The organism is Roseibium sp. SCP14 (assembly GCF_040329475.1).
Lineage (GTDB): Bacteria > Pseudomonadota > Alphaproteobacteria > Rhizobiales > Stappiaceae > Roseibium.
The window spans coordinates 377,177-398,849 of the sequence record NZ_JBDZYH010000004.1; the positions used below are offsets into that span (position 1 = coordinate 377,177).

21 protein-coding genes are annotated in these 21,673 nt (G+C 55.9%); 6 read left to right on the forward strand and 15 right to left on the reverse strand.

What is annotated here, in order from left to right; genetic code table 11:
- Position 1: 1 nt before the first annotated feature.
- A complete protein-coding gene (locus ABLQ08_RS18735; RefSeq protein ID WP_352945059.1) occupies positions 2-787 on the reverse strand; it encodes an AraC family transcriptional regulator in 786 nt (261 codons plus the stop codon).
- Positions 788-859: 72 nt separating this feature from the next.
- On the opposite strand from ABLQ08_RS18735, the gene ABLQ08_RS18740 reads away from it, so the two are divergent.
- A complete protein-coding gene (locus tag ABLQ08_RS18740; RefSeq protein WP_352945060.1) occupies positions 860-2,137 on the forward strand; it encodes an MFS transporter in 1,278 nt (425 codons plus the stop codon).
- A gap of 152 nt (positions 2,138-2,289) precedes the next feature.
- Here the strand turns inward: ABLQ08_RS18740 and ABLQ08_RS18745 are convergent, their stop codons facing one another.
- The 3 genes from ABLQ08_RS18745 to ABLQ08_RS18755 all read right to left on the reverse strand — a co-directional run bounded on the left by ABLQ08_RS18745 (position 2,290) and on the right by ABLQ08_RS18755 (position 4,124).
- Positions 2,290-2,565, reverse strand: a complete 276-nt coding sequence (locus ABLQ08_RS18745; protein ID WP_352945062.1) for a PilZ domain-containing protein — start codon at positions 2,563-2,565, stop codon at positions 2,290-2,292.
- 137 nt (positions 2,566-2,702) lie between these two features.
- Positions 2,703-3,473 carry a class I SAM-dependent methyltransferase gene (locus ABLQ08_RS18750; protein ID WP_352945064.1) on the reverse strand — a complete coding sequence of 257 codons (771 nt, stop codon included), beginning with the start codon at positions 3,471-3,473 and terminating at the stop codon, positions 2,703-2,705.
- Between the two features lie 87 nt (positions 3,474-3,560).
- The gene (locus ABLQ08_RS18755) at positions 3,561-4,124 is read right to left on the reverse strand and encodes a TetR/AcrR family transcriptional regulator (protein ID WP_352945066.1); all 564 of its coding nucleotides are present in this window, start codon (positions 4,122-4,124) and stop codon (positions 3,561-3,563) included.
- Between the two features lie 137 nt (positions 4,125-4,261).
- On the opposite strand from ABLQ08_RS18755, the gene ABLQ08_RS18760 reads away from it, so the two are divergent.
- On the forward strand, positions 4,262-4,681 hold the full coding sequence (locus ABLQ08_RS18760; protein WP_352945068.1) for a putative quinol monooxygenase: 420 nt from the start codon (positions 4,262-4,264) through the stop codon (positions 4,679-4,681).
- A 236-nt stretch (positions 4,682-4,917) separates the two neighbouring features.
- Here ABLQ08_RS18760 and ABLQ08_RS18765 read toward each other — a convergent pair whose 3' ends face one another.
- Positions 4,918-6,174 (reverse strand): MFS transporter, encoded by a 1,257-nt coding sequence (locus ABLQ08_RS18765; protein ID WP_352945069.1) that lies wholly within the window; start codon positions 6,172-6,174, stop codon positions 4,918-4,920.
- 155 nt (positions 6,175-6,329) lie between these two features.
- The gene (locus tag ABLQ08_RS18770; protein ID WP_352945071.1) at positions 6,330-7,274 is read right to left on the reverse strand and encodes a LysR family transcriptional regulator; all 945 of its coding nucleotides are present in this window, start codon (positions 7,272-7,274) and stop codon (positions 6,330-6,332) included.
- Positions 7,275-7,370: 96 nt separating this feature from the next.
- On the opposite strand from ABLQ08_RS18770, the gene ABLQ08_RS18775 reads away from it, so the two are divergent.
- A complete protein-coding gene (locus ABLQ08_RS18775) occupies positions 7,371-8,375 on the forward strand; it encodes an alcohol dehydrogenase catalytic domain-containing protein (RefSeq protein WP_352945073.1) in 1,005 nt (334 codons plus the stop codon).
- A 125-nt stretch (positions 8,376-8,500) separates the two neighbouring features.
- On the opposite strand, the gene ABLQ08_RS18780 is transcribed toward ABLQ08_RS18775, so the two are convergent.
- Complete coding sequence (locus ABLQ08_RS18780; RefSeq protein WP_352945075.1) at positions 8,501-9,091, reverse strand: TetR/AcrR family transcriptional regulator; 591 nt, start codon at positions 9,089-9,091, stop codon at positions 8,501-8,503.
- Between the two features lie 122 nt (positions 9,092-9,213).
- Between ABLQ08_RS18780 and ABLQ08_RS18785 the strand changes: the two genes are divergently transcribed.
- Positions 9,214-9,642 (forward strand): VOC family protein, encoded by a 429-nt coding sequence (locus ABLQ08_RS18785; RefSeq protein ID WP_352945077.1) that lies wholly within the window; start codon positions 9,214-9,216, stop codon positions 9,640-9,642.
- A gap of 474 nt (positions 9,643-10,116) precedes the next feature.
- Here the strand turns inward: ABLQ08_RS18785 and ABLQ08_RS18790 are convergent, their stop codons facing one another.
- Complete coding sequence (locus ABLQ08_RS18790) at positions 10,117-10,971, reverse strand: LysR substrate-binding domain-containing protein (protein ID WP_352945079.1); 855 nt, start codon at positions 10,969-10,971, stop codon at positions 10,117-10,119.
- Positions 10,972-11,106: 135 nt separating this feature from the next.
- On the opposite strand from ABLQ08_RS18790, the gene ABLQ08_RS18795 reads away from it, so the two are divergent.
- On the forward strand, positions 11,107-11,856 hold the full coding sequence (locus ABLQ08_RS18795; RefSeq protein ID WP_352945081.1) for an SDR family oxidoreductase: 750 nt from the start codon (positions 11,107-11,109) through the stop codon (positions 11,854-11,856).
- Positions 11,857-12,147: 291 nt separating this feature from the next.
- On the opposite strand, the gene ABLQ08_RS18800 is transcribed toward ABLQ08_RS18795, so the two are convergent.
- From ABLQ08_RS18800 to ABLQ08_RS18830, 7 genes are all read right to left on the reverse strand, one after another.
- The gene (locus tag ABLQ08_RS18800) at positions 12,148-13,416 is read right to left on the reverse strand and encodes an MFS transporter (RefSeq protein WP_352945082.1); all 1,269 of its coding nucleotides are present in this window, start codon (positions 13,414-13,416) and stop codon (positions 12,148-12,150) included.
- A gap of 90 nt (positions 13,417-13,506) precedes the next feature.
- A complete protein-coding gene (locus ABLQ08_RS18805) occupies positions 13,507-13,998 on the reverse strand; it encodes a hypothetical protein (RefSeq protein WP_352945084.1) in 492 nt (163 codons plus the stop codon).
- 184 nt (positions 13,999-14,182) lie between these two features.
- Positions 14,183-15,634, reverse strand: coding sequence for a hypothetical protein (locus tag ABLQ08_RS18810; RefSeq protein ID WP_352945086.1), 1,452 nt, complete (start codon positions 15,632-15,634; stop codon positions 14,183-14,185).
- 37 nt (positions 15,635-15,671) lie between these two features.
- Complete coding sequence (locus ABLQ08_RS18815) at positions 15,672-16,598, reverse strand: DUF6384 family protein (RefSeq protein WP_352945087.1); 927 nt, start codon at positions 16,596-16,598, stop codon at positions 15,672-15,674.
- A 63-nt stretch (positions 16,599-16,661) separates the two neighbouring features.
- Entirely contained in the window at positions 16,662-17,867 is a 1,206-nt protein-coding gene (locus ABLQ08_RS18820) for a cell surface protein (protein ID WP_352945088.1), read from the reverse strand.
- Positions 17,868-18,236: 369 nt separating this feature from the next.
- Positions 18,237-19,142: a pseudouridine-5'-phosphate glycosidase gene (locus tag ABLQ08_RS18825; protein ID WP_352945591.1), complete on the reverse strand. Its 906-nt coding sequence runs from the start codon at positions 19,140-19,142 to the stop codon at positions 18,237-18,239.
- 136 nt (positions 19,143-19,278) lie between these two features.
- Positions 19,279-20,202, reverse strand: a complete 924-nt coding sequence (locus ABLQ08_RS18830) for a PfkB family carbohydrate kinase (RefSeq protein WP_352945089.1) — start codon at positions 20,200-20,202, stop codon at positions 19,279-19,281.
- A gap of 318 nt (positions 20,203-20,520) precedes the next feature.
- Here ABLQ08_RS18830 and recA point away from each other — a divergent pair, with 318 nt between their 5' ends.
- Positions 20,521-21,588 (forward strand): recombinase RecA, encoded by a 1,068-nt coding sequence (gene recA / locus ABLQ08_RS18835; protein WP_352945090.1) that lies wholly within the window; start codon positions 20,521-20,523, stop codon positions 21,586-21,588.
- The last annotated feature ends 85 nt before the right edge of the window (positions 21,589-21,673 follow it).

Consider the following 21,673-nt stretch of genomic DNA (forward strand, 5'->3'; position numbering starts at 1 on the left):
CTTATCGCTTCGCTTGCAGTTCAGAAGGGCGTATCCTGAACTCCTTTCTGAAAGCATGGGTAAATGCAGCTGCGCTGGCATAGCCGCATAAGGAAGCTGCCACCTTTATCGGTGTTCCCTTCGCCAGCAGTTCCATGGCCGATGCAAACCGCACTCTCCGGCGCCATTCGCCAAGACTCATGCCCAGTTGTCTGGAGCATAGACGCGCCAGCGTTTTTGAAGACGCGCCGGTATTTTCAGCCAATTGCTCGAAGGATGCGTTGAGAGACGGGTTTTCCATGATCTTTATGCAGAATTTCTGCAAGCGCGGGTCGGTCGGCAGGGGAATGCTCAGCGGCAGTGTTTCGCAACGTTCCAACTCGATCGCTATCAGTTCGGCAATGCGCTCCGCCCGATCATTGTTCGTATAATCCATCGGCTCCTGTGAGAGCGCCACGATCAGTTCCCGCAACAGGGAAGGGACGCTGAGCACCTTCATTTCGGCCTGTCTGACAGGCGAAATGTAGAGCGTTCGCATCTGCACTTCACCGTGCATCTCGACGCTGTGTTCCTGCCCGGAAGGCATCAGGAGCGCCCGGTCCGGTGGAACGATCCAGCTCGTCTCGGCCGCAGATATGCGCATGACCCCGGAAATGGCGTAAAGCAACTGATCTCGTTTGTGACTATGCGGCGGAATGACGTGCCCGTCTTCGAAAACCTTCGGCAGGACCGCCATTGGCTGAGGAAGATCCTGGTAGTCTTCGGCATTCGTGCTGCGCGGCACGTGATGATCTTTTGGTGTGTCCATTTCTCGATAGTTATTGTCCAGACATCGCCGGGTGGTCAAGGTCACAATGGTCGGGACAAGCAAGAGGCCGAGATGAACTCACGCGATACACACTATTTCCTGCTGCTGAATGCCGGGCATTTTCTGGACCACTACGTCATGCTGATCTTCGCTTCGGTGGTCGCGCTGGCACTCAGCACCGGCTGGCAGATGAGTTATTCCGATCTTCTGCTTCTGGGGACGCCGGGATTTGCCGCCTTCGCCGTCTTCTCCCTGCCGGCGGGCTGGCTGGCTGACCGCTGGAGCCGGGACGGCATGATGTGTGTGTTCTTCCTCGGTCTCGGTGTGACCTCCATCCTGACCGGATTTGCGCAATCGCCCGCGCAGATTGCCGTCGGTCTTTTTCTGATCGGCATCTTCGCCGCGATCTATCACCCTGTCGGTCTTGCCATAGTCACGGCCCGCTGGAAGAAAACAGGCATGCGGTTGGCCGTGAACGGTGTCTGGGGAAACCTGGGCGTCGGCGCAGCCGCACTGTTCACCGGAATTCTGATCGACACCGCGGGCTGGCGCGCCGCCTTCTTCGTGCCCGGACTGATTTCAATCTGTCTGGCATGGCCGTATTACCGTGTGTCACGTGATATCAGGGTATTGGAAATCAACCCCAAGGGGGGTGTCGCGAAGGAGCCGGATCGGGACCACGGATCTGCCTGGAAGATCCTGATCTGCGTCTTTCTGACAGCGGCGCTCGGGAGCGCGATTTTTCAATCGACCACGGTAGCCTTGCCCGAGATTTTCGAGGAACGTCTGACGGGTCTGGCCGACAGGATCGTGAGCGGTGCTATCGGCACTCTACAACTGCACACGGCGTCTGTTCTTGGAGCGCTGGCCTTTTCGGTTTTTGCCGCCGCCTCCATGGCGCAGCTCCTGACCGGGTATCTGCTGGATCGGGCGGGCGGGCGACCAACACTAGCGCTGGTCGCGGCAATTCAGACGGTGTTCTTTCTGCTGATGCCGGGACTGACCGGGATTGCGGGCTACGTGGTCGCGCTCGGGTTCATGCTGGGGGTGTTCGGTCAGATTCCGGTCAACGATTTTCTGATCGGAACCACTACCCGCGGCCGCAATCGCTCAAGGGCATTCGGTCTTCGTTATCTCGTGTCCTTCCTGGCAATGTCAGCTGCCTTGCCCCTGATCGCCCTTGTTCACGAAGCCTGGGGTTTCGATGGTCTGTTTCTCCTGTTGGCCTCACTGTCTGCGACGATCCTGGTTTCCAGCCAGGTCTTGCTGGCGGGGCTGACAAGCAACAAGAGCGCGCCTGAAACTGAACAGGCAAGCGATTTGCGCAAAATCGAAATGCCGGGATCTTAGGGACCGGGCGGCTGCGAAGTGCTGGAGGGCCTGCCTTGCGGATGAACGGGTTCTTGCTAACGAGCCACCGGAAGAAATGAAGCGGGCGTGAAGTGGCTGATGTTGAGCAGTTCTAAAGCTCAATTGAGAGAGAGAGGGAAACTGAAAACCAGTCAGTCCATATAGAGGAACTCGATGCCTGCTTCATCGAGGCGGGTCCAGCGAACTTCGCCATGAAACCGGAGTTTGCGGCTTTCGATTTCGATGGTGACCTTTTCCCGGTGTTTCAGATCTTTCGTGTTCACGGCAACACGGCAACCACCCACGGATATGTCTTCCACAACGCAAGGGCGGTGTGTGTTCTGGAACTTGAGAATACCCTTCCACTTGCATCGCTTGCGAGGGAAAGTTCGCATATCCTCAAGTGATATCCGCGCCGACGGCAACATCGTGGCAAAGTCCCTAAAAAACAAACAATCGGGATTTCTACTTAGAGTAGATTGGTTGTTTTAATAAGATGTTAAGAATAGATAAGTCCAGGAAAGCGTTGAGCAAATGAGAGTGCAGCGGCTGCTGGTGAATTCGTTCAGGCTTGTTTCCTGAGCCACCAGGCCTGCTCCGCAGGATAGACCCTGGCCCATTCGGCGGAAATTCCGAATTCGACACCTTCAGCAGTGTCAGGGGCGTAAAGTTCCCGGTAATTCAAGACATCAAACCCGACTTTGCGAAAAAGGTTGAACCAATCCTCGGTCCCTCGGTTGAATTCGATGCCCCCGGGATCGGATTCGGTCTGAGACCAGTCGACGTTGCGGAGGTGTCTGTAAGGCCGGTGCAAGCTGTTGCCGACCTGGTCGCCATCTTCCGACGCACAGATGATTGTCAAAGGATGGTGGCCGAGGAAAACCAGTTCACCTCCCGGACGGAGAACCCGCCACGCTTCCGGCAACCATAGCTCGGGGTCGCACCAGATGGCTGCGCCATATTCCGAAATGGCGAAGTCATAGGAAGCGTCGTCGTCTTCAAGCGTTTCGGCATTTTCATGCCGGAACCGGATCTCGGCTCCATGGAGGTGAGCAAGGCGTTTTGCCGTGGCAAGTTGTTCTTCGGAGATGTCGACACCCGTTACGCGTGCTCCCCGGCGTGACATCCAGCCGGAAACATAACCCGTCCCGCATCCCAGTTCGATTGCGTCCAGACCTTCCATTGAGTGGGGGAGTAGGCAAAGGTCAGAGTCCGGTAACCCCCATAGCCCCCAGACCGGTTCGCTTCGCGCCCATTCCCGCTCGCCTCGCATGACCCATTCGGGAGCCTGATGGTTCCAATGCGCCCGGTTGATTTGAACGTGTGGGGCAATCATCCTGTTTCTCAATCAGTTGCAAGAATTTGTCGTTTTTTGAACCTGCCTTAGAACCGTGGTGCCCCGCAAGAAGGAACTTCGCGCAAATCAATCGCAGTTCAGAAGTGCCAGAATTCCTTGTTTTTGTACCTGAAGCAGCTGACGGAGCTGAATTTCGTTTTCAGCATGGTCACGCAAGCCAAGCGATGACAGCACGATGTATTGCGCGAGCTGTTCGCTGGAGACAGGCCGTTGCTCGTCTGCCGGCAAATATTGTTCGAGAAGTTCCGCCCAGGCGGACATTTTGTCGAGCTGCGCTTTCTTCGTGGCAGCTTTCCCTACGGCGTTGTGCCCACCGATCATGTCCCGGGCATCAGGGGAGGCGGTGATGATCTGGAAAGATGCGATGATTGCTCGCTCATAAAACACGTCCAGCTTGTCGCTCAGCTTTTCAAGGTGATCCCATTCGTGCCGAATCCCGGCGAGCGACAAATCAGAATAGTGCAAAATGGACGCACTCAGGATTTCGTCCTTGTTCTTGAAAGACGCGTAAAGCGTCGGTCGTGCGATCCCTGTTTCCTGAGCAATGTCGTTCATCCGGGTCTTGCCGACACCGTAGCGCATGAACACCCGCACAGCGGCTTCCAGGATTTTCTGTCTAAGCTCCGTCATAATTACAGATTGACAAAAAATGATATTTTGTCAATAAAATCAAAATTACAAAAAATGTTATTTTGTAATTTTGGGGCTGTGAGGCGCGATCTCCTGTCTGCAGCGGGGCTGCGGAAGGAGCGGAACGAGGAAAATCGATGAAAAGACGCACGCTGGTTCAAGCCTTTGGTCTGGGACTTCTGACCAGGTTTGCACCGATTGAAGTCGCACTGGCCAGTTCAGAAACGAGCAAGGAAGGAAATCGAATGATCATCGTAACTGTCGAAGTTGAATTTGAAGACGATCAGATTCACGAAAAGCGTAGTGCCATTCAGGCCATGGACGAGGCAACTGCAAGGGAACCAGGATGTCTTGCTTACAAGTCGTCCTTCGACGCAACAAATCCGAACATTCTGAGAATTTATGAAATGTGGGAGTCGATGGATGCGTTGATGCCACATTTCGCAACGCCACATATGGCAGATTTTCAGGCAGCGCTGAGTTCGCTCAAGGCGAAAGGCATGGATGCAAGGGTCTATGAGGTAAGCCAGGAACTGCCGTTTCCCAACCAGGGATAAGGCTTCTACCGGACAGGGTTGGCCTCCTGAACATGTTACCCATCATGCTTTGAGGCTGGCATTCTGCGGAAGGGTCGGCATTTTCGCGTTCTTGCCGATACATTCGCTGTGACCCTTGTGGACGAGGGCATATTCGAAGATCGGGTTGGCACTTCCTGGGGATCGCCAAAGCCGAATGGCTTCGGCGATCGCTTCAATGCTGCAGAACAATTGACCTTGAAACCGTCAGCCAAGGCTTAAGCCTCTACGGTTACGCGTCCTGAAATCCTGCGAATGTCGCTGGACCTGCCAATGATAAACACCGCTGCCAAAAGCAGGAGCCCGTATCCGATCGACAGAAGGAAAGGATTGCGGATGCCGAATGTGAGCAATTCACCGCCGATGAAGGAGTTCAGGCCCGCGGCCAATGTCCAGATGGCGACCGAAACCCCCATGACCCAACCCTGAAGCGTGTCATCAACACTTGCGGAATACATCGCGAACAAGGCCGGAGCGCCGATGCCATGTGCAATGCCGAACGGCACGAAGGCGAGATAGGCGATCAGTGAAGTTGGAGCGGAGATCAACAGCGCGATCGATGCGATCATCGTCACGGCTGAAAAGACGATCATCGCCTTGCGGGACATTCTCTCCTGAAACGGGCCGACCAGAAAGGAGCTGGTGATGCCGAAGCTCGCCCCGAAGATCAGAACGCCGACGCTGGTACCGGCAGTGTCCATACCAAAGCGGCTTGAAAGAAAATTCGTCAGGAAGATGTAGGCGGTAATCAGCATCGCCATATAGAAAAACCAGAGGATGGTGACGCGACAGACCGTAGGATGCTTGCCGATGTCGAGGATCAGGCGCACGACATCGAGCGGGTTGATGCGAAGCGGCAAGCGGTTCGGATTGACGTCCCGAAAAAACATCAGGATCATTGCAGCCGCGATCAGATTGAGCGCCCCGCCAATATAAAACGGCAACGACAGGGACGCCGCATTGCCGAGCAGGCTCGGGTCTGAAAAAACGCCACCGATGACTGGACCTGCAACCAGGCCAATACCAGCTCCGGCTACAATGAGCCCCATGTTTCGCCCCTTGTCGGCATCATCGGTGCTGAGATCCGCCATAGCGGCTTGGGCTATGGATTGCGTGCCGGCGGTAAAGCCGGTAATTGCCCGGCTGACGAGAAGTAACCAGAAACTGCTGATGGCAATTGCTGCAACGGTCAAAAGATATCCGGTGAATGAGCCGGCGAGGCAGAGAAAAATGCCCTTTTTGCGGCCGATGCTGTCGGAAATCCGGCTGACATAGACCGCTCCCAGGAACCACGTGGTGAAGAAAACACCGATGACCAGGCCATAATCGAAACTGCGTTCGGCCCGTGTGGTTGCGGCTGGCAGGAAGCCAAGATCTGCCTGCATCATAAGGGTGTTGAAAATCGGAAACGCCAGTCCTTGACCCATGACGTCAACAAGCACGACGAGCATCAAGCTGAATTTCGCCAGGTTCATGATCGTCCCCCCAACAGTCTTCCGAAGCTTACGGTTCACACCTATGGCAAAGTGTTCAGGCAGCAATTCTGGATTATGGTTCAAACTGTAACACGCTTTTGCGTTGTGTGAAGGGCGGGAGGACTTTCGGCTCCAGCCGGACACAGCCCTTCAGTTCACGTGACCGATTTGCCGGTGAGCAGTTTTGACTTTTCTGCAATCGCCCGGGTCAGAAACTCTCTCAGGATCCTGACGCGCTTCATTCCCCTTAACGCGCCATGATGAACCACCCAGACATCGCGAGCGGGGTATGGCGTAGTCCCGGGAACACGTATTAGCTCGAGGGCGGTGTCACCGAGACCGCAAGCAAGAATAGCCAGGCCCATTCCGGCTTTGGCGGCAGAAAGCTGAAGCTGGGGACTGTTCAACGAACCGTATGTTGTCAGATGCGGGAAGGGGGACTGAAGCACCCAGTCGGGCTGCGCCTGGTCTCCGCCCCATCCGAGCCAGCGCGCCGGTGGTAACTCTGTCTTCTGATGGTCGTGAAGCGCGTGCCGCTCAAGATAGCCGGGGGTTGCGTAGATACAGAAGTGAATTTCCGCGGCCATCCTGCCAATCAGGTCCGGATCCGGCAGATCTCCGTGGGGAATGATGCGGACGGCCAGATCGGCGCTTTGGCTGTTCAGGTCAATTTTTCTCGCTGTCGTCGAAATTTCCAGATCGATATCGGGATAGCTGTCGCGAAACCGGACGAGATCCGGTGCAAGCATTTCAAAGATTTGTTCATTGGGCAGTGTCACGCGGATGCGGCCGGATAGCTGCTGATCGCGGCCGCTGGCGTTGCGCCTCATATCGGCAATCTGCGTTTCCAGCCGCGTCGCCGTTTCGAATACGGCTTGTCCCTCTTCGGTTAAGCAGAGCCGACGGCCGCGACGATCCAGCAATTTCGTGCCGAGTTCGGCTTCAAGGAGCGACATGCGCCGCGAGATAGTGGAGTGGCTGATCCCGAGTGCATCGGCGGCAGTGCGCATCGTTCCCGACCGGACAATTTTCAAAAGCACATTCAGATCGTTCCAGTCTCGCAGGCCTGGTGTCGCTCGGGAAATGTTTGTCTGGTTCATGAGTGCACCAAGTTGGTCGAAAGAGTGTAATTGTGGATTGTTCTGCACCACCCTATCTGCTGTCGCAACATTGATCGATACAAGCGGACAAATCAGATGCTGAGCCTGAGGGTAAAATCCTTTTCCAAAGACTATAACGGCGTTGAATTGCAAAAAGTGCCCGATCCAGAGCCAAAGCCAGGGGAAGTTCTGATCGAGGTGGAAGCCGGCGGGGCCTTTCCGGCTGACGATCTGCTGCTGTCGAACAGCTATATCATCGAGCCCACCTTGCCGTTTTCTGCCGGCAGGTTGGGCGTCGGCCGGGTTGTTGCCAGTGGCGGCGGGTTGATGGGGCGGCTGGTGACCGGCAAGCGTGTCTTCTTTGGAACGCAGCCGGACCGCGGTGGTTCCTGGTCCGAGAAGTCCGTTGCTTCGGCAGAATTTTGTATTCCTGTTGGCGACATGCCGCTGGCAAAGGCGCTTCAGGTCGGTAACGCCTTGACGGCCGTATCTCTTCTCAGACACGTGCGACAACACAATGCAAAGGCGATTGTGATGAATGCCGCGGCAAGCTCACTGGGGCGACTTGTAAATACCGCGGCGAAGATGCGAAATCTGCCGGTGATAAATATCGTTCGTTCCGATGAGCAAATTGATGCTCTGGTCGCGATGAAAGCCGCTCACATTCTGGATCAGCGTGACGCTGGCTACGAAGACCAGCTGAGAGATTTGTGCCTCCGATTAAGTGCCACATTGGCAATCGACAGTGTCGGCGGAAAGATGCCCGGTATCCTGCTTGACGCAATGCCTGAACATTCGACGGTGACCAATGTCGGCAATCTCTCCGGTGAACCGGTGGAGCTTGACGTCCTGCGGCAGATCACGGGACGGCGTCAGGCGCTGGAAGGGTTCGAGATTGCCGGGTGGCTTTCGGCGCAGCCCCCGACAAGAAAACTATCGATCGTTTCCGAAGCCAGAAAACTTGCTGCCAACGCGCAGACCGATGGCGAAATTCGACACAAGGTACCTCTGAAAGAGGCCGCGGAAAACCTTGATAGCCTGTTTTCCGGCACGACAAGCGGTGTCGCCGCGATCACGGTTGACCCGTTGACCTCCAAGTGAATGGAAGGGAGAGGGGCGTAGCTGGCGTCTGGCTGATTTTTCGCCGAACTGAAGGTTTGTTGACAGTCAGTTCAACGGCGTAAATCGTGCCGCCAATTGCCGGATTGTCTGAACCTCAACTGCCCCTAGACCAGTATCCCGGCCAGCAACTTTCTGGTTGCTGTCTCGTAGCCATCGCGATCCTCGCCGCTGGCAATTGCGAGTGCCGCCCGGTCGAACGCGGCAGACAAGAGGGCTGCCAAAGGCTCCAGGGGAATGTCTTTCAGAGCACCGTGACCGGCCGCATGCTGAAGCCCTTCCAGCAACGTGGCGCCACCTGTTTCCCGATCTATTTCCGCCATTTCGTCCAAACCGAGAACTGTCGGTCCTTCCAGAAGCAGGATCTTTGCCCGGCCGGGAGTGGACATGGCAGAAAAATAGGCCTTTGCCCCTGCCATGAAGGCATCGAGCGGTGTCTGGTCTGTGCTGGTTTGCGCATCGATTTCGGCGGCGATTGCGGTCGCTTCCTGTCGTACAAGTGCACGCATCAGGTCAGCCTTATCGCTGAAATGATGATACAGCGCACCGCGTGTCACGTCCGCCGCCTTGACGATCTCGGGCGTTCCGGTTTCCGCATAACCCTTTTCAATGATGAGGGTTCGAGCAGCTTCCAGAAGAGCGCGCTTCGTCTCTGCGCGTCTTTCAGCCTGCGTTCTCCGTGATCTTGCTTCTTGCATACATGCAGCCTGTATGTTAACTAGTAGATACATACAGAATGTATGTTGTTTTTATGAACTTGAAAAGCCCGGGCAACACGGAGTTCCGCTTCTATCCAAAACAGGTCATCAGGAGAAATCCCATGAAATGCACGCAATACTATCCCGTTCTCATGACGGACAAGGTGTCTGAGACAGCACGTTTCTACACGGAAAATTTCAGGTTCAAGGCAGTGTTTGAGGCAGACTGGTATGTTCACCTTCAGTCCGAAGAGGACGAGAAAGTGAACCTGGCGATCCTTGACCAGTCCCACGAGACGATCCCTGCAGAAGGGCGCGGCAACGGGGCGGGCGGAGTGCTTATCAATTTCGAGGTTGAGGATGTCGACGCGTTCTACGAGCAAGTACAGGAAAAAGGTCTGCCGATCCTGTTGCCTTTGAGAGACGAACCTTTCGGGCAACGGCACTTCATAACGAAGGACCCGAATGGGGTCCTGATCGACATCATCAAGCCTATCCCGCCGAGCCCGGAGTTTCTGGAACAGTTTTCACCCGAGGCGTTGCCGGCATAAAAAGACCAGGCCAGGGGCTCGATATCTCTCAGCCATCGGCGCATGGCCACGAGCTTCACGAAGGCTGGGAGGTTGGCGGCAGTTTCTCATAGCGTGCCGCGATGCTTCGACAGTACTTGACGCGGTTGAAGAACGTCTCGACCAGGCTTCGACTACAGTAGAGGCAGGGGCAAAAGCAGACCGGATCACGCCGGTTCCGTATGGCAGGATATTTGCCCAACCGCCGCGTGAACTCACGAGCGCCACTGTCTCTACTACGTCGTAAGCCTTGTCGGCGAGAAACATTCCACCGCTTGGCAATCCAGAAAGGAGTGCGCGCGCAGCCAATCTGTCATGCTGCTGACCACCTGTGGTGGCAGCGTGCAAAACTTCGATATCCAACGCGCCTCAAAACGCCTGAAGGCGGATGATGATGCCGGGCCCAAACGACCGGATGCTGCATGGGCAAGAAGGTCCGAGAAGCGTCTTTTTCGGCTATAGCCGCGAACAGGTTTCGGTAAGCCACGAGCGGAGAACACTAATGGGAGGAGATTGTTGATCGCCATCTCGGCAAACAAAATGCAGCGATCTATCTTGCTCAACGCAAACATCACTCAGGCAAACCAGACGCCCCGCTTTAATATCATCCGCAACGAGTATATTGCGTACCAGGATTGCCCCCTGTCCATCGATGGCAGCTGCAATCAGTACGGCGGAGTCGGGGAAGGCTGAACTTCTTGATTGAACATCCGGCTCGAGCAACCCGGCGGTTTTCGCCCATGTGTCCCAGTACGGATGGAATTGGTCGTGCAGCAGAGGGAGCTTTGTTATGGACGCGGGCGCAATAGGCCCTTCTGGCACGAGGGAGGGGGCTGCAACAAGAATTAAACGTTCGCTCACCAGGCGTTCGCAATATAACTCACTCCCTTGATTGCCGCCGTACCGCAACGCTACATCGACATCGCTGTCCGCGAAGTCGACGAGCCGGTCGTCAGTGTCCAGATAGACAGAGATGCCCGGATGCCTTTCGCGGAAGTTCTGGAGCTTCGGTACCAGCCACTTGATCGCCAACGAGGACGACAGCGATATTTTGATGGAACGTCGCTTGCGGGTTCGCCTGGTCGCCACAATCCCTTGCTCCAATATTGCAAATGCTTGCTGTGTTGCCAGGTGCAGGCGAGCACCCGCATCCGTGAGCTCGACACCGCCAGGCAGCCGTCGCAGCAATGCGACATCCAGATATTGTTCCAGTTGCTTGATCTGTCGGCTGACTGCGCCGTGTGTCACGCCGAGATCCTCAGCGGCCTTGCTCAGGTTCGACCGCGTTGCTGCCGCGTTGAACGCTTGCAAAGCTCGAAGATGTCTAACATTTGTCATAGCTGTGAGATAACCTCACATCGAAGTGCCGTAAAGTCGTTACAAACCAAACGCACGTTTCCCTATCTTCGCTGAAAGAGAGCAAGTTTTTCACAGCGAGGCAATCAAATGTCTGACCTAAAAGTCGCCCTGATGACTGGAACCGGACAGGGCATCGGCAAGGGCTGCGCGATCGAGATGGCAAAGGCGGGTTACAAAGTGTCGCTGATGTCGCCTTCGGCGCGCTCCAAGGAATTGGCCGAGGAGTTGGGCGGGATTGGCTGCCAGGGCTCGGTTCTCGATAATGATGACTTGCAGGCAATGGTCGACGCGACGATGGAGAAATACGGACGTATTGATGCCGTTGTCAGCAATATGGGCCATGGTGGCGGGGTGCCGGAGGCCATCAAGTCGGTCGGATTTGATCCCGACTTCGATGGACCGTTGCTGGAATTGCCTGATGCGCTTTGGCACGAAAGTCTCGACATGTATGTGCTCAATGTTGTCAAACTGGCGCGGATTGTTACTCCGATCATGATCGAGCAAGGCACAGGTTCGTTTGTGAACATCTCGTCCATGAATACGGTCGAGCCGCGTGCCCCTTATCCAATGAGCATGTTGAGGGGCGCTTTGCACAGTTTCTCAAAGCTGTTTGGAGACCGATACGCACGCCACAACATCAATATGAACAATCTGATGCCTGGCTTCTGCGAGAACGTGAACCTTTCCGAGTTCGCCAGGCGGTCCATTCCGGCTCAGCGTCCGGCATCTTTCGCCGAGATCGGCAAGGCATGCGTATTCCTTGCCTCAGAAGAGGCGCGCTATATCAACGGTCAGAGCATCCTGTCGGATGGAGGTATGAACCGCGCCGTGCGTTAATCGTCGGTGGCCGAGCTCCGTATTTAACGACGTCCGGGCTCGGCTGAATTCGGTAAACACGCAGGTCTGAACCTTCGGTCACAAATCATGAGCGGCAGCTCTGCTTGCGTTGCAGACGTACACTGCGGATGGATCAACCTCGACGGTCATATCGAAAACAGGCATCTGCCAGCCTTCGTTCATGCGTCAACGGCCTGATGTTCGGTTTCGTTGTCCCGTCTGATAAACGGTCAAAAGGGCCGTGCAATTGAAGCGGGGATGGGTCTTTGCAGGCTTATCCCCTTCAATGTTCTAGGCAGGCGCCTTGCCCGGTTCCCTTTGGATTTCAGGATCAAGCGCCTGAACTTCCGGGCTGCGCCAAAGCGTGAAGATGAACAACATTGAGACACAGAAGCTGGCGACCCCAATGCTGAAGGGCATATAGATGCTGACGGACATCAGTGGTCCACCGATGAGCGAAATCGATCCCGACCCCACTGTGAACCAGGCGATGGTCACACCCATGACCCAACCCTGGCGGCTTTCATCGACACTTGCGGAAAACAGGGCCAGGAGTGTCGGGTAGCCGAGGCCGAACGCCAGCAGGATTGGAACGATCAGCACATAGCTGAGATCCGGTATTGGATTGACCATGAAAAGGATGATGAAGACCGACATGACAATCGCACTTGCGACGATTGTCGGGATCTTGCGATAGCGCTTGCTGACATAGGGCACCAGAACGGTGCCGCCCAGCATCAACGCCAGGCCGAGGATGACCAGCATCATGCTGTTTTCAAACGTTGTGAATTTGAAACGCTCGATCAGGTAGTCGGCAAGATAGATGTAATAGGCGTTGAGACCCATCAGGAAAAAGAAATAGCCGAAGGAAAGCTTCTGAACGACCGGAAAGTCCTTGATGCGGTAGAGTGTCAGAAAGACTTCGGACAGGCCGAAGTCGATAGGCTTGCGCTCCGTTCGGACGTCGTAAAAGGACGTCATGATGAGAATGAGTGTCAGACCGACCAGTACGATCGCCGTGTAGAACGGGAGTTCGACAGACGCGTAGGATCCCAGGAAGGTGGGGTCGCTCAAAACGCCCGCGAGCAGCGGACCGATCATCATGCCGATTGCCGATGCGCCCACGATATAGCCGAGATTTGCGCTCTTTTCCTGCTCGCTCCCGCTGGCATCGATCAGGGCGGCCTGTGCAATGGGTTGGTTACCTGCGGTAAAGCCGGAGACAGCACGTCCGAGCACAAGCATCCAGAGACTGGAAAACTCGATGGCTAGAATGGTCAAACCATAGCCGACAATCGCACCGCCGAGACAGATTACAATCCCGACCTTGCGGCCGATATGGTCGGAAAGCTTGGATATGTAGGCGGCACCGAAGAACCAGAAGAGATAAAAGACCGCACTGACCAATCCGTAATAGAACTCACGGGTTGAGGAATGCGTTTCCTTCGGCAGGAATGTCGAGGCGGGATCGATGAGCAAGGTATTGATGATCGGAAAGATCAGCCCTTGCCCCATGAGATCGACAATAACGACCAGCAACAATGCAATTCGGGCCAGCATGAACTCCCCCTTTGCTCGCGCAATCAATTGGCGAAACGGAGGATTGTCGCAGATAGGCCGTCTGGCGTCTAGGTTGTGCGCGGGAAGGTCTTACGAGGCGACCGGCGGGCAGGAACTGTTCTGCTCCGCCCGGGATTTCAGACCCTGCAGGCTTTGCATCGTGTTCGGGTTTCCAGGAAGCACGAAGCTCTGCTCCAGTGCCGTACGCACATTGTTGATGACCGCAAGGTCCTGAACAGCCAGCGTCTGGCACGGCGTTCCGGTGAAACGGACGCGAATGCGAATGACCCTCTGACCGTTGTCCGAGGGGCCGAACTCCGCATCGAGCGCGGGATTTTCACCGGCCATAGGGCGTTCCAGAATCACCATATTGGGTTGATCCTGCAAGATCACCGTTCCACGTTCCTGTGCACTGGAAACCAATGCGGCACGTACGGTCATCGGGTCCGCGGCGATGTTGACGCTCTGTGCGCCAGCTGGAACGTCCAGTTGCGGCTGGTTCGGCAATGAAGATGTCTGCGAGCCGGACTGACAGGCAGCAAGTGTAAGAGCGCATAAGCTGGTCAAAACGATACGTCGCATCGGATATCCCGAGTTTGAAATGGTCATATTATGAATCGGTCTAAAACAGGTTCCTGTGTAGTACAACAAAACTGCTCGTGACCGCCATGCCCTCAAGGCGCACAAGTGCCAGGATACTGACACATCATGTCCTAACGAAGCCTTGTGGCGTCACATTGGCAGGCAGAACTGGGACAAGCCGACGTTAAAACTGATCGCCCGTCTTGAAACCGCCACCGCCGAAACTGCCACCGCCTTTGAACCCGCCGCCACCGAAGCCGTCCTGGCCGCGGCCGGAACCTCCGAAACCACCGAAGCCGCCCATCGACTTGGGCAGACCCGTTCCATTGGGGAAGGCAACTTTCCGGCCACGTGGCTTGCGTCTCTTGTGTGCTCTTTCCGCGCGCGCCCAGTAATCGGCGCCGGTGATCGCACCCTTGATCAACTCTCCGAGGAGCACCGTGGTGAGTTTGTCGTCTGAAAACGTCGAGTCCCAACTGCCATAGCCTTTGGAGCGGAACCGCTTGATGACGTCGGCAAGCTCGGCGCGGCGGCGGCTGATGTCGCGCTGTAGTTCGCGATCCTGCCGGATCTCCCTGGCGACCTGTTCAACCCGGTCCCTGAAGTCTTCGATCCGCTGAATGATCTTTTCGTCTTCCGGAGAAGGCGTATCCAGCGCAGCCCTCCAAAGATCGTTCAGATCGTCTGCCTGCAACGACACAGATAGATGTTCTTCGGCTTTTTGAAAATCCGCATCCTCGCCACTTGAGAACTCGGTCAGGGCTCCGGACAGTGTCTCTATTCGCCTATCCAAACCGTCCAGTTCGGCATCAATCTGGTCGATTTCCTCACTCAGGTTCTCGATCGTACCGACGAGGTCCGTGCCGGCAGCATCCGTCATGGCATTTCGGCTGAACTCAGCGAGCTTTTCCTGCTCCTGCCGGGCCAGGTCTTCGCAACGCTGTGCGTGTCTTGCCATACGCTCCGGTATCCCTGTGAGCATGGCATAGTTCGCCCGTGCGTCCTGATATCTGATCAGGCGGGCAACCCAGGTGTCCAGTGAGCGGACGAGACCGCGAAAACCGTAATCCGGTGTGCCGAATCCGCGTTGCCACAGGTAAAGAAAAAGGGGGTCAGCCTCGTAGGCCTTTCCCTTGTTCTGTCTGTCTTCTTCTGAAGTCCTGGCCTTTTGCGCTGCAGCTTCCGCCGTCGCCAGAGCCGTTGCAGCCGCTTCGCGCTGGGCAAGATAGGAGTTGTCGTTCTCCAGTCGGCCGTCCACGGCTTCCATCAGTTCATCCATCTGATTTTCAGCGGTGTCGCGGGCCGTATCCAGATCTAGGCGTTTTTTCTGCAGCTGATTTCGCTCGCTTTCGCATTCGCGCAGCTGGTCCGACAGAACCTTGTAGTCGTCGCTTCGCTTGTCCAGGAGGCGTCTTGCTTCTCTGGCGGCGCTGTCCAGCCTCGTATTCAAGGTTCCGGCTGCGTCGGTATCAAGCCGGAACCGTGCCAGATCGCGATAGGCTTCGCTCTGCCGTTCCTGCAGGTCGGTCAGGGCCCGGGTCGCACGTTCGATGCGTTTGCCGAGATCCGCTTCCTCACGGCGCAGGTCCGCAAGCGATTGCTCAATGGTTCCAAGGGTCTGGCGGCCTGTCAGCATGCGCTAGCCTCCGATGTCGCGGACGGGTGCATCATTCCTACCATTTCGTGATCGCTCCATCCTGAACACCGCTACGCCACTTGATGTCCAATTCTCCGCGGCGCTTTTGACCCAGGGTACCCTTCTGCACAATGCCGTCTTCCATCTTGTCCCGGCGAACCGCGTTATAGATGGTTTCGCTGACCCGCTGGCCCCATTTGTCGACGACTTCGGCGGTGCTGTTTTCCTCGGAGACGATACTGCGCCTCAAAATGTTTCCATCCGGATCGATTGCCTCGACGACAATATAGTAGTTTTCAGTATCGGGATTGGCTTCAGGTATCCTGGTGATTCCTGTTGGAACACCTTCGCGGGAAATGATTTTCACCTCGAAGACTTCCTGAAGTCCCGCTGCCAGTTCGCGAAGGTCTGTCTCGGCCTTGAAGGCGGCGGCGTTGTTGCTGTCCTTGAGCGCAAGGCTGCCGTCATCGGCAATGCTTTGCGCCGTTGCCATGATGTCCGTGTTTTCGGTCAGGTTGCCGATACGGTCCACCAGCTCGGTGTAGGTCGCGGGCAAGGACTGCAGGCGGGCCAGCAGCTCTTCCTCCGCACGCTGTTTTGGCAGCGAAACCAGAAAATACCACGCAGCGACGGCGATCACGAGAACCGCGAGAGCTCCGGCGAGCCATTTCGACCAGATGCTGCGGGAAATGTAGACCATCGCAAGCGTGCGCTGGAAACCGGCCGACGGCGGAGAATAGACAAACCGGTCGCGCTTGAGATCCTCAACGCCGGCCTTGAGAATGTGGTCGGGCATCTCAATACCCTGGGCGGCATAAACTTCGCGCAGTCGCTTGACCATGGCGGCGTCGCGCTCGTCTGCCTTCAGTTCCCGTGCGACCTGGCCTTCTTCGTGACGCAGCGTGTCGACCACGTCCATCGCCATCATGAGGTCGTTCAAAGGGGCGTCGGATTTGCTTGCCATCTATGCCGTCTTCTTGAATTGGACCGGCCGGGTCATCCGACCGGCCCGTTTGTTCCCAGCCGATTAAAGTCCCTGGCCCTGCGCCGTCAACTTTGCAAGCCGCCGTTTTCCGTCTTCCACCGCGTTGCGGATTTCTTCCGAGTTCCTGGTCGACATGTCACGCATTTCGGTAATGATTTCGCGGGACTGAACCTGGAAATTCACAACGGAGTCGACGAGCTTCTTGACCGATGCTGCCGCGACCGTCGGGCCGTAACCTGCCTTGAGAGCCTCTTTCTGCACCGCGTCTCCGATTTCAGCCAACGTTTCGAGGCTTTTGTTGATGCCTTCTTTCATGGCGTTCAGCGTTTCGGTGGATTCGTGCAAGCCTTGCAGACCTGTGAATGACGCGTTCAAGGCCGTCAGGACGGATTCGTTGGTCGAGAAGAAGCTGACGGATTGGGCATAAACCCTTTCCTTGGCGTTTGTGGTCTGAACCAGGCGCGCCATGATGACTTCCGAGGTGTTGTAACCGACGGTCAGGTTGTCGGAGAGGTCCTTTGCAATCTGGTAGCGCTTTTCCTCGTCCTGCATTGCGCGCAGCTTTTCGTCGCGCGCAAGCTCCAGGCGAGCCTTCTGGGCCGGGTCGTCGCCGGCATAGGTTTCCACTTCGCTTGAGGCGCTTTCCAAAGATTTCTTGGCCCCGGCCAGCCTTTCCGTTGCAATATTCAGGATCTCAAGAGCCGTCACTTCGGCTTGTTTCAAGGCTCCGCGGAAGTCCCGGTAAGCTTCCAGAATGGTCTGTTCGCGCTCAATCTGATCCTTGGTTGCGCGTGCAACATCCTTGTAAGTGTCGCGAATGTCCTTGAAACGGTCAGAGATCGTGCCGCGGCGCATGTCCCGCCATTTGTTGGAGAGGTTCTCGGTGAATGAGATCTTGCCGTCAGCCAACTGGTCAACCAGCGTCTTGGCATCGTCGCGGATGGAGTTGAAGGCGTCTGTGATTTCCTCGTAGCGCTGACCAATGTCCATCTGCTGGACCTGAGAACGGACAACTTCATTGAAGTTCGACGCCTGACCAAGTGTGCGCGTGATGATCAGGACCTTGTCGGGGGACAGGTCGGAAATCTGCTCCAGCAAGGCGTTGATCGGGGCGTCGGTTTCCGTTTCCGGGGCGATGCCAATGTCGCGGAGCGTTGTCAAAGCACGGTCCAGGTATTGCAGCGGTGAGAAGCCGCCTGCCGAGCTAGAGGAATTTTCGGAAGTTTCAGGTGTTGCCGCGTCTGTCATGTCTGACTTCCTCCTGAATGGCTGGCAGCAACTAAAGCAAAAGGCTGCCGGGAATAGGTTATTTCGTTTCGTCAGTTAGGGCAGGCGTATGCCGCGATGTCAATGGGTTACAGCGTCTTCGAAATGACATCCGACAAGAGGACTGAGGTGGATGTTACCCCCGGCACAAGCCTTAGGTGCTGAATGCGACAGAAGTGTATCGCCGGAAGGAATAGATTATGGTGATGCAGGAAAAATGGGGAGCCGGACGCTCGTCATATGAGAATTGGAAGCAGCCGTGGCGGAAAGAACAATTTCGGCAATAAGCCATCAATGAATTGCAAAGCACAAGCCGGAGCAAACGGGTCCGGCTTGTGGTTTCGCGAATGATCAGACAAGTTCGGCAGCGATCCGAGCCGCCAGCCGTGCATTGTTGCGCACGAGAGCGATATTCGTGTCGAGGCTTCTGCCTTTTGTCAGGTCGAGAATGGCTCCAAGTACGAATGGGGTAACGTCTTTGCCTTTGATACCTTCTGCATCCGCTTTCCGAATGGCTTCATCAATGTATCCGGTCATTTCGTTACGCGGAATCTGATCAGCTTCCGGTACGGGATTGGCAATCAGAACGCCGCCGTGATCGGGGAAATTTCGACGCATCTTCAGAAGAGATCCGATTTCTTCCGCCGAATTCATGGAGTAGGGAGCCGCCAGGCCACTTTCCCGGGACCAGAATGCAGGCAATTCCTGCGTTCCGAAGGCGATGACCGGCACGCCTTTGGTTTCCAGGACTTCCAGAGTTTTCGGAATATCGAGAAGCGCCTTTGCGCCTGCAGAGACAACGCAAACAGGCGTACGACCGAGTTCGTCAAGATCTGCAGAAACATCGAATGTTTCTTCAGCGCCCTTATGAACACCGCCAATGCCGCCGGTTGCGAATATCTGGATTCCGGCAAGATGCGCCGCCATCATGGTGGCCGCGACCGTTGTCGCGCCGTAGCGCCCGGTCGCGAGCGCGAATGTCAGGTCGGCGCGGGAGCATTTCATCACGTCTTCCGCCTGGGCAAGCCGGTCAAGATCAGCATCCGACAGGCCCACCATGATCTTGCCGTCCATCAGCGCAATGGTTGCAGGCACCGCACCTTCGGCGCGGATATCGGATTCGACCTGGCGCGCGGTTTCGACATTGCGGGGGAAGGGCATGCCATGAGTGATGATTGTGGATTCAAGCGCAACGACGGGTTTACCTTCAGCAAGCGCCTGGCGGACTTCGTCGTTGCAAACGATCAGATCCTTCATCGCGGAGGTGTTGGCGGGTGTGTTCACGTGTGAGCCTTTCTCTAGAGGCTGTCCTGTAGCTCAATGCCCGGACCGGATTTCGTGTTGTTATAAGTTCCCGGGAAGAGCACGCCAAGGTGCATATTTGTCCAACGGGTCAAAAATTTTCGATGGCATCCCAGGACAGGTCTTGTGCCAGAGCGCCGGTGTTCTGCAGCGTCATGGCTGCGGCGGACAATCCGTAAGGGACTGCTTCTTTCAGGGGAATTCCCTTTGCGAGAGCGGCAATCGTGCCGGCGGTCAGCGCATCTCCGGCACCGGTGACATCGACAACATCAACCGCCGGAGGAGAAAAGCGTGTGAGGGTACCGGTTTCGGAAAGAAGGACATCATCGCTTCCGCTCGTCAAAACCATGCTTTTCAAACCCATGTGGTGCAAGGCCTCGACGAGCTTTTCAGCAGCCGATTCCTCTGGCAGCCCCGTCAAGGCAATGGCTTCACCGCGGTTGAGCATGAGGCAGTCCAGCTTGTTCAGCACGGCTTTCAGACAGGGAGCCTTGGCGTTCGAAACGGCATTGGCAATGAGCCTGCCTTTGCCGATCGCATCGGTTACCCGATGAAGCATGGCTTCGGGCAGATTTGCATCCAGAAACCAGATCGTCCCGTGTGGCAGACTGGACTTCAATTCCTCGATACTCTTGTCGAACAAGCCTGGAGGCGCTTCGGAAAGAATTTTGTCATCGACGCAGGCCGCCGCCAGTTCCCCGTCCGGATTGTGCAAGGCCAGATACTGCCCGGTTGAAAACCCTTTTCTGACCACATGTGACAGCTTCACCCCTTCGGCTGCCAATTTCGTGATCAGGGTATGAGCCGGTCCATCCTCGCCAAGAACGCCGACAAGGCCGGTGTCCACACCCAGCTTGACGAGTGCTCTGGCAATGTTGGTTGCAACACCACCGGGTTTGGAGCTGTGACGGGCTGGAGTGGACGTCTCGGGCCGGATCGGCGAGCTCGCATGCGCGATCGTGTCGAAGTGAAGCGCTCCAATGGAAATGACGCGGCTCTCGGTTGAAGGAGACACTTTTCAGAACTTTCCCGTAGTCAGGCCGGGAAACCGGCTCTGAAGATTTATGAAGAGGCGGGCTAGCAGATCGTGAAGCTCGCGGCAACCGGTGTGGATGAAAGCTGAATGATTCTGTCTGTACGTAGAATCACGAGTTGTTCTCCTTTTTTGCTGACGTAGCGGTAACTTGTCGCGCCTCAGGCGGAACATATTGGAAACAAAAGCGCATTTTCATTTTAATACCAATCGGTTTTGCCGACTTGTCAAATGAGAACAAAATGTGTACAAACGCTTTCATTGAAACAACGCGTCCGTCGTGGAATAAGGAGCGTGAGCATGTCACAAAGTACACTTCGACTCGTAGAAAGCAGCCAGATGGATAAGACAAAAGCGCTGGACGCGGCGCTCAGCCAGATTGAACGTGCCTTCGGTAAAGGCTCCATCATGAAGATGGGACAAGGCCAGGCCGTTGAGGTGCAAGCCGTTTCCACAGGATCGCTCGGTCTTGATATTGCGCTTGGGATCGGCGGCCTGCCAAAGGGCCGGATCGTTGAGATTTACGGTCCTGAATCTTCGGGTAAGACCACGCTCGCGCTTCACACGGTTGCCGAAGCTCAGAAGACTGGCGGTATCTGTGCCTTTGTTGATGCCGAGCACGCCCTCGATCCGATTTATGCACGTAAGCTGGGTGTCGACATCGACAATTTGCTGATTTCCCAGCCAGATGCTGGTGAACAGGCACTCGAAATTGCAGACACGCTGGTCCGGTCCGGGGCGATCGACGTGCTGGTGATCGACTCGGTGGCCGCACTGACACCGAAAGCCGAACTTGAAGGCGAGATGGGCGACAGCCTGCCGGGAATGCAGGCTCGTTTGATGAGTCAGGCGCTGCGCAAACTGACGGCCTCCATTTCCAAGTCGAACTGCATGGTGATCTTCATCAACCAGATTCGCATGAAGATCGGTGTGATGTTCGGTTCTCCGGAAACCACGACCGGTGGTAACGCCCTGAAATTCTACGCGTCCGTGCGCCTCGATATTCGCCGTATCGGTGCGATCAAGGATAAGGATGAAGTGGTTGGCAACCAGACACGCGTCAAGGTGGTCAAGAACAAGCTCGCGCCTCCTTTCCGTCAGGTCGAGTTCGATATTGTCTATGGCGAAGGCGTCTCCAAGACCGGTGAACTGATCGACCTTGGCGTCAAGGGCAACATTGTTGAAAAATCCGGTGCCTGGTTCTCCTATAACAGCCAGCGTCTCGGTCAGGGGCGTGAGAATTCCAAGCAATTCCTGAAAGACAATCCGGAAATCGCCGATGAGATTGAATTGGCGATCCGTCAGAATGCCGGTCTGATTGCAGAAGCAATTATCGATCCGGAAGGCGGGGCGGAAGACGCGGATTAAGCGTCGGAAACCTTACCGCTTCCAACAGGCTCCGGACGCATGTCCGGCCTTCCAAGGCCTTCCCTTGATTTGCAGGGGAAGGCTT

Excerpts from the sequence above, each read along its gene's own strand:
- ABLQ08_RS18795 (WP_352945081.1), top strand. The coding sequence starts at position 11,107 with ATGTCTGACCTAAAAGTCGCCCTGATGACTGGAACCGGACAGGGCATC.
- ABLQ08_RS18745 (WP_352945062.1), bottom strand. The coding sequence starts at position 2,565 with ATGTTGCCGTCGGCGCGGATATCACTTGAGGATATGCGAACTTTCCCT.
- recA (WP_352945090.1), top strand. The coding sequence starts at position 20,521 with ATGTCACAAAGTACACTTCGACTCGTAGAAAGCAGCCAGATGGATAAG.
- ABLQ08_RS18805 (WP_352945084.1), bottom strand. The coding sequence starts at position 13,998 with ATGCGACGTATCGTTTTGACCAGCTTATGCGCTCTTACACTTGCTGCC.
- ABLQ08_RS18800 (WP_352945082.1), bottom strand. The coding sequence starts at position 13,416 with ATGCTGGCCCGAATTGCATTGTTGCTGGTCGTTATTGTCGATCTCATG.
- ABLQ08_RS18785 (WP_352945077.1), top strand. The coding sequence starts at position 9,214 with ATGAAATGCACGCAATACTATCCCGTTCTCATGACGGACAAGGTGTCT.
- ABLQ08_RS18820 (WP_352945088.1), bottom strand. The coding sequence starts at position 17,867 with ATGACAGACGCGGCAACACCTGAAACTTCCGAAAATTCCTCTAGCTCG.
- ABLQ08_RS18825 (WP_352945591.1), bottom strand. The coding sequence starts at position 19,142 with ATGAAGGATCTGATCGTTTGCAACGACGAAGTCCGCCAGGCGCTTGCT.
- ABLQ08_RS18750 (WP_352945064.1), bottom strand. The coding sequence starts at position 3,473 with ATGATTGCCCCACACGTTCAAATCAACCGGGCGCATTGGAACCATCAG.
- ABLQ08_RS18780 (WP_352945075.1), bottom strand. The coding sequence starts at position 9,091 with ATGCAAGAAGCAAGATCACGGAGAACGCAGGCTGAAAGACGCGCAGAG.
- ABLQ08_RS18770 (WP_352945071.1), bottom strand. The coding sequence starts at position 7,274 with ATGAACCAGACAAACATTTCCCGAGCGACACCAGGCCTGCGAGACTGG.
- ABLQ08_RS18775 (WP_352945073.1), top strand. The coding sequence starts at position 7,371 with ATGCTGAGCCTGAGGGTAAAATCCTTTTCCAAAGACTATAACGGCGTT.
- ABLQ08_RS18810 (WP_352945086.1), bottom strand. The coding sequence starts at position 15,634 with ATGCTGACAGGCCGCCAGACCCTTGGAACCATTGAGCAATCGCTTGCG.
- ABLQ08_RS18755 (WP_352945066.1), bottom strand. The coding sequence starts at position 4,124 with ATGACGGAGCTTAGACAGAAAATCCTGGAAGCCGCTGTGCGGGTGTTC.
- ABLQ08_RS18735 (WP_352945059.1), bottom strand. The coding sequence starts at position 787 with ATGGACACACCAAAAGATCATCACGTGCCGCGCAGCACGAATGCCGAA.
- ABLQ08_RS18815 (WP_352945087.1), bottom strand. The coding sequence starts at position 16,598 with ATGGCAAGCAAATCCGACGCCCCTTTGAACGACCTCATGATGGCGATG.
- ABLQ08_RS18760 (WP_352945068.1), top strand. The coding sequence starts at position 4,262 with ATGAAAAGACGCACGCTGGTTCAAGCCTTTGGTCTGGGACTTCTGACC.
- ABLQ08_RS18765 (WP_352945069.1), bottom strand. The coding sequence starts at position 6,174 with ATGAACCTGGCGAAATTCAGCTTGATGCTCGTCGTGCTTGTTGACGTC.
- ABLQ08_RS18740 (WP_352945060.1), top strand. The coding sequence starts at position 860 with ATGAACTCACGCGATACACACTATTTCCTGCTGCTGAATGCCGGGCAT.